The sequence below is a fragment of the Streptodolium elevatio genome (genome assembly GCF_040649515.1).
Taxonomy (GTDB): Bacteria; Actinomycetota; Actinomycetes; order Streptomycetales; family Streptomycetaceae; genus Yinghuangia; species Yinghuangia elevatio.
In genome coordinates this window covers 39,418-52,193 of the sequence record NZ_JBEZFP010000011.1, presented here as the reverse complement: position 1 = coordinate 52,193, position 12,776 = coordinate 39,418, and the positions used below count along the sequence as shown (strand labels likewise).

At 73.8% G+C, this 12,776-nt stretch carries 11 protein-coding genes; 5 read left to right on the top strand and 6 right to left on the bottom strand.

What is annotated here, in order from left to right:
• Positions 1-101: 101 nt before the first annotated feature.
• Together AB0C36_RS06470 and AB0C36_RS06465 are read left to right on the top strand one after the other, a co-directional pair.
• Positions 102-965 (top strand): TetR/AcrR family transcriptional regulator, encoded by an 864-nt coding sequence (locus AB0C36_RS06470; protein WP_358350110.1) that lies wholly within the window; start codon positions 102-104, stop codon positions 963-965.
• A 149-nt stretch (positions 966-1,114) separates the two neighbouring features.
• A complete protein-coding gene (locus AB0C36_RS06465) occupies positions 1,115-1,495 on the top strand; it encodes a tetratricopeptide repeat protein (RefSeq protein WP_358350107.1) in 381 nt (126 codons plus the stop codon).
• A gap of 38 nt (positions 1,496-1,533) precedes the next feature.
• Here the strand turns inward: AB0C36_RS06465 and AB0C36_RS06460 are convergent, their stop codons facing one another.
• From AB0C36_RS06460 to AB0C36_RS06450, 3 genes are all read right to left on the bottom strand, one after another.
• Positions 1,534-2,277: a lysoplasmalogenase gene (locus AB0C36_RS06460; RefSeq protein WP_358350105.1), complete on the bottom strand. Its 744-nt coding sequence runs from the start codon at positions 2,275-2,277 to the stop codon at positions 1,534-1,536.
• Complete coding sequence (locus AB0C36_RS06455) at positions 2,274-3,200, bottom strand: sterol desaturase family protein (protein WP_358350103.1); 927 nt, start codon at positions 3,198-3,200, stop codon at positions 2,274-2,276. Before AB0C36_RS06455 ends, AB0C36_RS06460 begins: the two co-directional genes overlap by 4 nt.
• Positions 3,201-3,360: 160 nt before the next feature.
• A complete protein-coding gene (locus AB0C36_RS06450) occupies positions 3,361-4,251 on the bottom strand; it encodes an HhH-GPD family protein (protein WP_358350101.1) in 891 nt (296 codons plus the stop codon).
• 182 nt (positions 4,252-4,433) lie between these two features.
• Here AB0C36_RS06450 and AB0C36_RS06445 point away from each other — a divergent pair, with 182 nt between their 5' ends.
• Entirely contained in the window at positions 4,434-5,291 is an 858-nt protein-coding gene (locus AB0C36_RS06445) for a hypothetical protein (protein WP_358350098.1), read from the top strand.
• 60 nt (positions 5,292-5,351) lie between these two features.
• Here AB0C36_RS06445 and disA read toward each other — a convergent pair whose 3' ends face one another.
• Both disA and radA read right to left on the bottom strand, forming a co-directional pair.
• On the bottom strand, positions 5,352-6,458 hold the full coding sequence (disA, locus tag AB0C36_RS06440; protein WP_358350095.1) for a DNA integrity scanning diadenylate cyclase DisA: 1,107 nt from the start codon (positions 6,456-6,458) through the stop codon (positions 5,352-5,354).
• Positions 6,459-6,565: 107 nt separating this feature from the next.
• On the bottom strand, positions 6,566-7,945 hold the full coding sequence (gene radA, locus AB0C36_RS06435; RefSeq protein ID WP_358350092.1) for a DNA repair protein RadA: 1,380 nt from the start codon (positions 7,943-7,945) through the stop codon (positions 6,566-6,568).
• A 246-nt stretch (positions 7,946-8,191) separates the two neighbouring features.
• On the opposite strand from radA, the gene AB0C36_RS06430 reads away from it, so the two are divergent.
• Together AB0C36_RS06430 and AB0C36_RS06425 are read left to right on the top strand one after the other, a co-directional pair.
• A complete protein-coding gene (locus AB0C36_RS06430) occupies positions 8,192-9,835 on the top strand; it encodes a BACON domain-containing protein (RefSeq protein ID WP_358350089.1) in 1,644 nt (547 codons plus the stop codon).
• A 234-nt stretch (positions 9,836-10,069) separates the two neighbouring features.
• Positions 10,070-11,767, top strand: a complete 1,698-nt coding sequence (locus tag AB0C36_RS06425) for a BACON domain-containing protein (RefSeq protein ID WP_358350086.1) — start codon at positions 10,070-10,072, stop codon at positions 11,765-11,767.
• A gap of 80 nt (positions 11,768-11,847) precedes the next feature.
• Here the strand turns inward: AB0C36_RS06425 and AB0C36_RS06420 are convergent, their stop codons facing one another.
• Complete coding sequence (locus AB0C36_RS06420) at positions 11,848-12,603, bottom strand: DUF3109 family protein (protein WP_358350084.1); 756 nt, start codon at positions 12,601-12,603, stop codon at positions 11,848-11,850.
• Positions 12,604-12,776 lie beyond the last annotated feature (173 nt).

The window sequence follows — 12,776 nt, the reverse complement described above, 5'->3', positions numbered from 1 at the left end:
CCGGGATGTTTATGCCGTCAACATTGTTTGCACTGATAACTTGGCATCCAATGTTGTCGCTGTCAACATGGGGGAGGAGATCAAGTTCGGAGGCGGTAGGAGTGACCCCACGGGATCGGGCGGATCGGGCGGACGAGCGGGACACGGACCAGGGCGTGGGCCAGAGCGCGGGCGGGGCCGTCGGCAAGCCGGTCGACAGGGCAGCCGACAAGCCGGCCGACACGGCGGCCGACAAGGCGGTCGGCAAGGGCGTCGACAAGGTGGGGCGTACCGCGGCGCCGCGTGGCACGCGCCGCGCGTACCACCACGGCGACCTGCGCAACGCCCTCGTCGAGGCGGGCATGGAGCTCGTGCGCTCCGGCGATCCCGACGCGCTCGTGCTGCGCGAGGTGGCCCGGGCCACCGGGGTCTCGTCGACCGCCGCGTACCGGCACTTCGAGAACCACGGCGACCTGGTCGATGCGGTCAAGCACGAGGCGACCCGGCTGATGGCCGGACGCGTCCGCGCCGAACTGGAGGCGAGGCCGCCGAGCCCGGACCCCGTCGACGAGGCCCTGCGCCGCATCGCCGCGGCCGGCGCGGGCTACGTGCGCTTCGCGGTCGCCGAACCGGGCCTGTTCCGGCTCATCTTCCGGAAGAGCAAGAACGCCGGCCGGACCGCGCTCGCGCTGGCCGCCGAGGACGCCTCACCTGCCAAGGAAGGCGACGAGTCGTACATGACGATGGCCGACGCCCTGGACACGCTCGTCGCGGAGGGCGTGCTCGCCGCCGAGCGGAGGCCGTACATGGACATCGCGCTGTGGGGCTCGGTCCACGGCATCGCGATGCTGCTGATCGACACCAACCTCGCCGAGCTGCCGCAGGAGGCGCAGGACGCGGCGATCGAGCGGTCGTTCGACGTGGCGTTCCACGGCATCGTGCCGCGGGGGCAGGTGGGGCGCGACATCAAGTCGCCGTACGCCTGACCTGCGCGCACCCGATCCGCGTACGCAAGTTCCGCGCGCCCGAGGGCACAAATCCGTTGCGGAACAGAACCGGCCGCGATTCGGTTGACGCCCGTGTCCCGAACACCTTGGGAGGGCCGTCCGGCCCGGGTGCGCTGAAAGGAGCGAACGTGACGACGCAGATGTCCGGCATGACCGTGGAGAACTACCGCTGGGCGCAGGAACTCGTCGACGCCCGCGACCCTCTCGGCGCGCTCAAGCTGATCGAGCCGTCCCTCGAGGCCGAGCAGGACAACCTGTCCGTGCAACTCCTGGCCGCCCGCGCGTACTTCGGATCGGCGCAGCTGCGCCACGCGGAGGCCACGCTGCGGCGCGTCATCGAGCTGGACCCGCGTGACGCATGGGCGCTGCACGCGCTCGGGCGCACGCTGGAGCGCGCGGGGCGCGGGGCCGAGGCGGGGCCGTACTTCCGGCTGGCCGCGGCGATGTGTCCCGAGCCCGAGTACGTCACGGCGGCATGGCGCTACATGCCGGCGCCGCACGAGGACTGAGCGGCCGCGCGGTCGGCGTAGCGGCTGAGCGCGGTGGATCACACGGCGGCGGACCCCCGGTCCGCCGCCGTCGCGCGCCGTGTGCCGTGGCGCGGGACGCCGTCCGTGCCGTTCTCCCGGCTCCCGAACGGCCACCGCGCCCACGACGTCGTCAACAGCAATTGCGCTGCCACGTAGAGCGGCATGACCAGCCCGTCCTGCCCGGGGAACGCGTCGACGTCGGCGATCCCGAAGGCGATGAGCGTGTCGGACAGCAGGAACAACGCCCCGCCCAGCGCCGTCCGCCCGTCGAGTCCGGCCGCGAAGACCGCCATCGCGGTGAGCAGCAGGCTGTAGCCGAGCACCGGCACGAGCAGGTCGTCCAGTCCGCCCCACAGCACGGCGATCATGGCCGCCCACGCCGCGCCGTACGCGACGGGCACCCACGGCTTCGCCGCGAGCCGCGTCCGCGCGCCGGCCCGGTCGAACGCCCGGATGTACGCGACGTGTCCCACCGCGAACCCGGCCATGCCCACCATGAACAGCGCCTCGCGGTCCGGCAGCAGTCCCACGTCGCCGACGAACCCGCCGGCCAGCGCGATCAGCGGCAGCCGCAGGTCGGCGCCGCGCCGGGCCGAGGCCACGACGTACGCCGCGAGCAGCGGCATCAGCAGCGGCTTCGTCGCCCAGCGCACCGCCCCCACATCCGCCGCGGCGAGCACCGAGTCGACCACGCCGACCGCGAGGTACGCCGCCACCAGCCCCTTGGGACCGATCCGCCGGAACACCCGGGCCAACTTCACGCGACGACCCCCGCGGACGCCTGCGACGCACCGGGCAACGACGCCTGCGGATCACCCGGTACCGGCGCGCCGGACAGCGGTGACTCCGGTACCGGCCCCCGGTCGGCCGCCGGGCGCCACCCCGGACCGCGCAGCACGCGCCCGAACCGCTCGCGCCACGAGGCGGCGTGCCGCACGTCGTGGCCGATCGCCCAGTACTCGTGGAACGCCACCCGCAGCGGGTTGTACGTCGAGATGTTCTTGGTCAGCCCGTAGTCGACCTTCTCGCGCTCGGGTTCGAACGAGCGGAACAACCGGTCCCAGACGATCAGGATCCCCCCGTAATTGCGGTCCAGGTACTGCCGGTTGGACCCGTGGTGCACGCGGTGGTGCGACGGTGTGTTGAGCACGTACTCGACCGGCCGCCACAGCCTGCCGATCCGCTCGGTGTGGATCCAGAACTGGTAGATCAGGTTCACCGAGTACGCCGCGAACACCATCGCGGGCTCGAACCCCAGCAGCGCGACCGGCGCCATGAACACCAGGTGGTGCGCGCCCGTCCAGCTCTGCCGCAGCGCGGTCGAGAGGTTGTAGTGGCGGCTGGAGTGGTGCACGACGTGACTCGCCCACAGCAGGCGGATCTCGTGCATCGCGCGGTGCTCCCAGTAGTAGAAGAAGTCCACCGCGAGCACGGCCAGCGCCCAGCCCCACCACGTGCCGGGCACGTCGAGCGGCGTAGCCTCGAAGGCCGCCGACCAGACGAGGATCGCCAGCAGGCCCCAGCCCAGATTGGCGGCGATGCTGCCGATGCCCATCGAGAGGCTGGTCGCGGTGTCCTTCGTCTCGTACCCCCGGCGGTCGTCGTCGGGGGTGAAGCGGTACGCCAGGATCTCCACGGCGAGCAGCAGCACAAAGGCCGGTATCGCATACGTCGTGAGGTCCATGAATCGGAGATTACTCGCGGGTAGGGCACGAGGGAAGACCGTCGGCCGAGACGTGTTACCGCGGGTAGGTTGAGCCGTCTCGGACCCCGTGGGGCACCTTGTCGGCTACCGTCGCGAACTCACATGGGGCGCACCGGGGATGGCCGCCGAGGGCGGCCGGTCAGGACGAAACGGGCGCGCCCGTGGGGAGGCGGTATACGCCGTCCGCCACCGGTTCCACCAGGCCGTCGGCGACCAGGCCGTCCAGCGCGCGGGCGCGCTGGACCGGTTCGTCCCACACCGCGTCCAGCCGGGCCTGCGGGACCGGCCCGTGTGCCTCACGCAGGACGGCGAGGAGCTTGCCGCGCACCTGGCGGTCGGTCCCGGCGTACGTCTGGCCCCGGCGCGGCGGACCGGCGTACGCCGGCTTCCCGGCCAGTCGCCACGCGCACATGGCCGCCACCGGGCAGTCGGCGCAGCGCGGAGTACGCGCGGTGCAGACGAGGGCGCCCAGCTCCATGACGGCCACCGCCCAGGTCGCGGCGGTCTCGTCGGCGAGCGGCATGGCGTCGGTCGCGGTCCGGCGTTCGGCGGCCGTGGTGGACTGCGGCGGGTACTCGGTGCCGTCGACCGTGCGGGCGAGCACCCGGCGCACGTTGGTGTCGAGCACCGCGTGCCGCTGCCGGAACGCGAAGGACGCCACCGCGGCGGCGGTGTACTCGCCGACGCCCGGCAGCGCGAGCAACTTCTCGTGGTCGTCCGGGACCTCGCCCTTGTGGCGGTCGCGGATCGCGGTCGCGGCGCCGTGCAGGCGCAGCGCGCGGCGCGGGTAGCCGAGCCGGCCCCACGCGCGTACGGCCTCGCCCGGCTCGTCGTCGGCGAGCGCGGTCGGGGTGGGCCAACGGGTCAGCCATGCCTCGTACATCGGCAGGACGCGGCTGACGGGCGTTTGCTGGAGCATGAATTCGCTGACCATGACGGCCCATGCGGAGGCGTCGGGGGTGCGCCACGGCAGATCGCGGGCGTGGTCCGCGTACCAGGCGATCACCGGGTCGTTGAGTGCGTGCGGCATGACGGGACCGATCCTCCCACGTTCCGGGCGGTCACTCGTACGAGGGAACCCGGCAACACCCGGGAGGCTTGCGGGGGTTTGCCGGAAAGCGTCCTCGCGAAGCCGTCTCAACATCCAAAATCCCACGTCGGAACCGGCGCGGCTGCGCCAGACGGCGTAACCGCGACACATAGAGTTGCCAAGTGGAATCTGTGACCCGCCCTGTTGGCCACCTTCCCCCGTCCGTGTACTGGCGCCGACGGGCGATCGTGTTGGTCGGCCTCGCCGTTCTGATCGCGCTCGTGGCGTGGGCGTGCACCGCCGGGGGCGGGGACGGCGACGACAAGAAGAACACCTCCGCCGAGAGCACCGCGCCCACGGGCTCCGGTTCGCCGGCGCCGATCGGGCCCGGCCCGACCGACGGCACGGCCACGGGCGGCCAGGCCACCGGTTCCCCCGGCGCGACCGGCCCCACCGGCGGGACCGCCCCCGGTACCGGCGGCAACCCCGGTGCGAGCGGAAGTCCCGGCGCGGCCAACGGCGGTACCGCCCCCGGTGCCACCCCGGGCACGAGCCAGGCCCCGCCGCCCGGCCAGCAGCCCGGCGCCGGCAACCCGCCCGGTTCGACGGTGAACGGCATACTGGCCTGCCAGTTCCCCGGCAACGCGAACCTGGTGGTGACCGGAGACCGCCCGCAGGACACCAAGTTCCGGGTCGGCGAGCAGGTGAAGCTGACCCTGGAGGTCCGCAACACCGGCTCGGAGACCTGCGCGGTCGACATGTCGCAGCGCGCCGCCACCGTCGAGGTCCGCTCCGGCAGCGACCGCATCTGGTCGCCCGCCGACTGCGCCCCCGGCACCCCGGAGATCACCCAGATCCAGCCCGGCAAGTCGGTCAGCCGCACCTGGACCTGGAACTGGACCCGCAGCGACCCCGCACGCTGCAGCGGCACCCCGCCGACCCTGAACACCCCGCCGCCCGGCGCGCTCTTCGCCGCGACCGGCAAGGTCGCGGGCATGCAGTGGGCCAGCCAGCCGTTCAAGTGGCTCGTCACGCAGTAGGCACGACGTGAGAACGCCCCCACCGGAGCCGGTGGGGGCGTTCTCACGTTGCGGGTCGGGTCAGACGTACCGCTCCAGGATCGAGGACTCCGCGAGGCGCGACAGACCCTCGCGGACGCTGCGGGCCCGGGCCTCGCCGACGCCGTCCACCGCCTGGAGGTCGTCGACGCTGGCCGCCAGCAGCTTCTGCAGGCCGCCGAAGTGCTCCACCAGCCGCTCGATGACCACCGGTGGCAGGCGCGGCACCTTGGCGAGCAGGCGGTAGCCGCGCGGACTGACCGCCGAGTCGAGGACCTCGGCGCTGGAGGTGAAGCCGAGCGCCCGGGCCACCGTCGGCAGGTCCAGCAGGTCGGTGTGGGTCAGGCCGTCGAGCTCGTCGAGGACGTCCGTCTCGGTGCGCCCCCGCTTGAGCGCGCGCTCCGGGATGTAGTCGCGCGACACCAGCGAGCGGTCCGGCTCGACACCCGCGATCAACTCCTCGAGCTGCAGCGAGAGCAGGCGGCCGTCGGTGCCCAACTCCGTGACGTACCCGTCGATCTCACGGGCGATCAGACGCACCATCTCCAACCGCTGGGAGACCGCGCACACGTCGCGGACCGTGACCAGGTCCTCGATCTCCAGTGCGGAGAGCGTGCCCGCCACCTCGTCGAGCCGGAGCTTGTAGCGCTCCAGGGTCGCCAGCGCCTGGTTGGCCCGGGACAGGATCGCCGCCGAGTCCTCCAGGACGTAGCGGCGGCCGTTCACGTACAGCGCGATCAGGCGCATCGACTGGCTCACCGAGACGACCGGGTACCCGGTCTGCTTGTTGACGCGCTCGGCCGTGCGGTGCCGGGTGCCCGTCTCCTCGGTGGGGATCGACGGGTCGGGCACCAGCTGCACGCCGGCCCGCACGATCTTGGTGAAGTCCTTGTCGACCACCAGGGCGCCGTCCAGCTTGCACAGCTCGCGCAGCCGGGTCGCGGAGAACTCGACGTCCAGCACGAACCCGCCGGTGCACAGCGATTCGACCGTCTTGTCGAAGCCGAGGACGATCAGGCCGCCGGTGTTCCCGCGCAGGATGCGTTCCAGGCCGTCGCGCAGGGCCGTGCCCGGCGCCACGGCCATCAGCGAAGCCCGTACCAGGGCCTGGTCGGTCGCGCCCTTGTCGGTCCGGTCATTCGTTGCCACAGAACTCCCCGTGGTCGTTGCCGTCCCCGGCTGCGGCGGCCGGGCATCGTCCGGAGGGTGCCCCGGGCGCCTGCCCTGCCGCCGCTGAGAAAGATCGGTGGAAAAGTCTACCGGTGAGACACAAGGGAGAATGCGCGCAGCGCCTCGGAGATGTCCGCCACTTCCGTGACGCGCATGCCGTCGGGCACCTTTCCGGGGTCCGGGGGCACCAGCGCGTGCGTGAATCCGAGGCGGTGCGCCTCCGCGAGCCGCCGCTGCACGCCGGTCACCCGGCGCACCTCGCCGGCGAGCCCGACCTCGCCGATCGCGACCAGTTTGGCGGGCAGCGGATGGTCGGCCGCCGCCCCCGCGAGGGCCAGCGCGGCGGCCAGGTCGGCGGCGGGCTCGGTCAGGCGTACGCCCCCGACTGTCGCGGTGTAGATCTCCGTCTTGTCCAGCCGTACGCCGCCGCGCCGCTCCAGCACGGCCAGGACCATCGACATGCGCGCCGAGTCCAGGCCCGAGGTCGCCCGCCGCGGCGTGGGGATCTGGGACGGCGCCACGAGCGCCTGCACCTCGGCGACCAGCGGGCGCTTGCCCTCCAGCGTGACCGTCACGCAGGTGCCGGCGACCGGCTCCTTGCGCTGCGTCAGGAACAGCCCGCTCGGGTCGGCCAGGCCCTTGATGCCCTCGTCGTGGAGCTCGAAGCAGCCGACCTCGTCGGCCGTTCCGTACCGGTTCTTGATCGCGCGGACCAGCCGCAGCCGGGCGTGCCGGTCGCCCTCGAAGTGCAGCACGACGTCGACGAGGTGTTCGAGCAGCCGCGGGCCGGCGATCGAGCCGTCCTTTGTGACGTGCCCGACGATGATCGTGGCGATGCCGCGTTCCTTCGCGATCCGGATCAGCCCGCCCGCGACCTCCCGCACCTGCGACACGCCGCCCGGCGCGCCGTCGATCTCCGGTGACGCGATCGTCTGGACCGAGTCGACCACCAGCAGCGCGGGCTTGACCGCGTCGACGTGCCCGAGCAGCGCCGACAGGTCCGTCTCGGCGGCGAGGTACAGGTGCTCGTTGAGCGCGCCGATGCGTCCCGCCCGCAGCCGTACCTGCGACGCGGACTCCTCGCCGGTGATGTAGAGCGTCGGGGCCCCCGGGGTGGCGAACGAGCTTGCGACGTCCAGCAGCAGCGTGGACTTGCCGACCCCGGGCTCGCCGGCGAGGAGGATCACCGCGCCCGGCACCACGCCCCCGCCGAGCACCCGGTCGAGTTCGTCGACCCCGGTCGTGTGGAAACGGGCCGCCTCGACGTCGATGCGCCCGATCGGCAGCGCGGGCGAGGTGACCGGCCCCGCGGTGACGGTACGGAGCTTCGACTGCGCGCCGAACTCCTCGACGGTGCCCCAGGCCTGGCACTCGGGGCAGCGGCCCAACCACTTGGGCGTGGTCCACCCGCACTCGGTACAGCGGTACGAGGGTCGCGCCTTGGCGGACGACGTGGTCTTGGCCATGTGCGGCACGGTAGCCCCCCGCACCGACACCGCGTCCCCCGACACGGTCCGGCGTCGGCAGCGCGCACCACCCGGATCGCGCGAAACGCCCGCATTTCGGGGCGCGGAAGGCGCGCGCAGGGTCGCGGAAGAGTCAAGGGATTGTGACAGGAAGACTGGAATCGGGTGGTCGTCCGCCAAAACCGTAGTGGCGCGGTCCGTGCGTGCGTACGGTGTGGCCTCATGCATGGTGGGGGAGCGCCGGTCGTGGGGGCCGGGCTTGCCGTTGCGCTTGCGCGCGGCCACGAGAAGGGGACGCCCGAGGGCGTCGCGGAGCTCTATGACGTGTACGCGGACGGCCTGTTCGCGTACTGCCGCACGATGACCGGCGACGAACGCGTGGCCGGGGAAATCGTGCACGACACAGTGGTGGTCGTCCGCTCGCGGGCGGCCGGGCTGAACGACGAGGCGCAACTGCGCGCACTGATGTACGCGGTCGCCCGGAGCGAGTGTGTGCGGCACGGGGGAGCACGGCCGCACGGCACCCGCACGGCGTCGCCGGCGGCGGATTCCGGTCAGGTCTGGCGGCCCAACGTGGTGGTCCTGGGGGCGGTACGCGACCGCGCCCGGCTCCTCCCGCTGGTCCCCGTCGCGCTGGCCGGCGTCGACGCGCTCGAGCGCGAAGCGCTGGAACTGTCCGTCCGGCACCGCCTGGCACCCGCCGAACTGGCCCGCGTGCTGGGCGTGTCGGAGCGCCGGGCGGAGCAACTGGTGGACCGCGGGCGCGAGCAGTTCGCGGCATGCCTGCGGGTACATGCCGTGTGCGTGCACCCGGACCAGGAGTGCGCCGAGCTCGCGGTGCTGCTGCCGACCGGCGTGGTGTCGGGCGCGACGCTGCCCGAACCGGTCGAGCCCGGCCTGCGGGTGCCGGCCGTGCTGCACATCGACTCGTGCACGTCCTGCACGCCGTTCCGGCCCGAACTGGCGGCGGGCGACCCCGATGTCCTGGACGCGCTCGTGGCCACCGGGCCCGCGCGCCCGGCGCCGCTCGCGGTACGTGCGGCGCTGCTGCGCACCTCGGCCCAGGGCGCGCGCGGCGCGCACGGGCACGGGCTGGTGGTCGCGCGCGCCGTGCGTGCCGGGCGTGACGGGTTCCCGCGTACGCGCCGACGCAGGCGCGCGCCGCTCGCGACCGCCGCGGTCGCCGCCGCGGCGGGGCTGCTCATGATCGTCGCCCTGGTTGCCTCGGACGGCTCGGCCGACCCGGGCGACCAGGGCAACACGCCCGTCGCGCTGGTCTCGGCACCGCCGCCGATACCCGGGGCGATACCCGAGCCCGGCATCGCCGGCGCGGGGGTTCCGGGCGCCGCGGTCGAGGCGCCGACCTCGGCCGCCGCACCGAGCACCTCCGCTTCGTCGGCCGGGAAGACTTCGGCGACCGCATCGCGCACACCGGGCGCCTCCGGTACGCGGACTCCGCCCTCGGGCGGCCCCAAGGGCACCGGCAACGGGCCGCAGAACGGCCCGGACGGCGGGTCGGGGAACGGCCAGGGGACCGGCCAAGGGGACAGTCAGGGCGGGGCCAGGATCGCCGGTGCGGACGACGACGGCGGACCCGGATCCGGCGGGCCGCAGGTGGTCGTGCTCACCCCGGCCCTCGCGTTCACCTCGGGCAATTCGTCCGGGACGCTGCGGCTTTCCGCTATCGGCGGACAGGTGACCTGGTCGCTCGGCGTGTCGGCGCCGTGGGTGACGGTCTCGCGGACGTCCGGAACGCTGCGGTCCGGCGGCACCGTCTCGGTCACCGTGTCGTGGGACCGGAGCAAGGCGCCGGCGGGGCGTACGGCCACCGCGGTCCTCACGGTCGGGCCCGGGGGCCAGACGGTCACCGTCACGGGGCCCGGCAGGTAGCCGCGGGCGCGCGGGGAGGGCGCGCACAGAAGTCACAGAGGGACAGCCGGACGGATATCGGGGCGTGCGGCGGGCGTGCGTCAGGCGGACGCGTGGGGGAGAACGGTCCGACTTGACCCGATAAGCGGCACCAGTGACGCCGATTCACTCGGAAGTGTGATTATCGATCCCGAAAGACGTATGAAAGTGCAATTCACCTGAGTTCCGGGGTGTGCGCCGCCTACGTTCGCCCGTGTGACGGAATCGGTGACGACGGGAGCGGCCCCTGCGGCGACGCCCCACGCAGCACAGTCTTGGGGACGGGCGGCCTACGACGCATATGCGGAGGGGCTCTACACGTACTGCCTGTCGGTGTTGCGCGACCACTCCGCCGCCTCGTCCGCGCTGCGCAGCAGCTTCGTCCTCGCCGACCGCCACATCGGGCGCCTGCCGGACCTCGGCCTGCTCAAGCCGTGGCTGTACGCCTTGGCCCGCTACGAATGCCTGGTGCGCCTCGACGGCGGCGGCCCCGTCGCGCTGCCCGTCCCGGCGCCCGAGCCCGATCCCGACGACCTGTCCGCGCCCGGCGTGATCCCGGTCCAGGGCCGCCGCGCCGCGCGCGAGCGGTCCGAACTCGCGCTGCTCGCCTGGCCCGAGTCGGTCGGTCTGGACGCGGAGCACCGCGAGGCACTGGAACTGTCCGTGCGGCACGGCCTGGAGCCCCGCGGGCTCGCGGCGGTGCTCGGCTGGGAAGAGGACCACGCCCGGCGCACGCTCCTGCACGCCGGGCGCGAGGTGGACCGTACGCGCGCCGCGCTCGAGGGCGCGGGCGCCGCCGTGAGCTGTCCCGACGGCCCCGGCCTCGCCGCCGACGTCGCGAGCCCGGGAGTACGCGACCGCCTGGTGGACCACGTCGACGCCTGCCGCCGCTGCCGCCCGCACGTGCGCCTTGCCGCCGCACGCCTGGTGCCCATCGTCGGCGCCGCCGCGGACCCGCACCCGCTGCCGACGATCACGCCCCCCGACGAACTGCGTACTCAGGTGCTCGGCGACGTCGGCCGTGGCCGGTCGGCCCATCGTCCTGCCGAACTGACGCGCAGGGTGGCGGAGTTCGACCGGGCGGGCTTCCCCGTCTTCCGTTCCCGGGCGGGGCGCGGGCGGCCGGGGCGCCGCCGCATGACCGCGGTCGCGGCGGCCGTGCTCGTCATCATCGCGGCGGTGCCCGCCTTCGCGCTGTGGCAGGCCGTGCACCGCAACGACGACACGAAGGTGCGGGCCACGACCATTTCGGCGGCGCGCGTCACGACGGTCGGACCGGCGTACGGCGACGAGGCGACACGCGAGCCCACGGGGGCCGGGAGCACCCGGCAGGGGCAGCTCGGCAGTCCGGCGAACCGCCCCCTCCCGTCGTCGGTGGCGCCGCCGGCCGCGCCGCAGCCCGGCGGCAGGTCGGGTGTGCAGGCAGTGCAGTCCCCGGCGGTGCCGGGCCCGGCCGCGGGCGGGCCGGTGGCTCCGCAACCGGTCGCGCCGCCCCCGGCGGTCGGCGACCGGCCCGCCCCGACCGGCGGCGGGCCCGAGCAGGCCCCGACGCCGCCTCGCGTCGAGGTGGCGCACGACCGCGACAGCACGGTCGTCACGTTGCGCAACACCGGCCCCGTCCCGGTCGATTGGACGGCGGAGACGGCGGCGGCCTGGCTCCGGCTGAGCCGCACCTCGGGCACCCTCGCTCCGGGCGAGACCGCGACCTTGACGGTCACCGTCGACTCGGCGAAGGCACCCAGCGGTTCGTGGACCGCGAACATCCGGATCCAGCCGGGGAGTTCGCAGGTGACGATCGAGGGCAGCACCGACCCGGGCGGGGAGCCGTCCACGTCCCCGAAGCCCAGCGGCTCCGGCACGCCCGGTCCTACGGCGTCACCGACGGCGTCGGCCACCGCGTCCGCGCGGCGCTGAGTTCCGGGCCCACCGGCGCGGCGCCGGGCCGAGCCGGGCCGGAAACCCGGCTCGGGTCCCAGCCGCGAAGCCCGGGGGCGTCAGGCGGGGTCCGCCGGGTGCGGTGCGTACCGCGACGCCATGTGCGCCTCGCACGCCTTCGCCAGCTCCTCGTACGCCGGGTCGCCCATCAGCTCGCGCAGCTCCGGCGCGTACGACACGTAGACCGGGTCCCCGCCCACGTGGGCCTCGGTCGCCCCGGTGCACCACCAGTGCAGGTCGTGCCCGCCCGGGCCCCAGCCGCGCCGGTCGTACTCGCCGATGCCGACCAGCAGCACGCGCGTGTCGTCCGGGCGGTCCACCCAGTCGAAGGTGCGCCGGATCGGAAGCTGCCAGCACACGTCGGGCTTGGCCTCCAGCGGATGCCGCCCCTCGCGCAGCGCCTGCGCGTGCAACGCGCAGCCCTCGCCGCCCGCGAAGCCGGGGCGGTTGAGGAACAGGCAGGCGCCGTCCACGCGGCGCGTGCGCGGCTCGTCGTCCTCGTCGGGCTCGGTGACGCCGTCGGCGGTGCCGGTCGCGTGGTGCTGCCATGTCTCGGGGGTGAGCCGGTCGACCCACTCCATGACGCGCTTCTCATCGTCGTCGTCCGACCAGTGCGCGCCGAGCGTGCAGCAGCCGTCGGCGGCCCGGCCCGCGACGATGCCCTGGCAACCGCTGCCGAACACGCAGGTCCAGCGCGACGTCAGCCAGGTGAGGTCGCAGCGGAACACCTGCTCGGCGTCCTCCGGATCCTCGCGCGGTGCGGGGTCGGAGAACTCGAACCAGGCTCGGGGGAAATCCAGACTTACTTCGGGCACGGGCCAAGCGTAGACGTGTGTCCGTCGCTCTCTTCGCCACCTCACCGGGAGCGGGCCGACGCGTCGTCGCGCCGGCGGGCCCGCACCGCCGGCGGGCGCGGCCCACTGCCGCCGATCCCCGCCCACTGTCCGCGCCCGCCCGCGACCACCACCGCTCCTCGCACGCGCCCCCG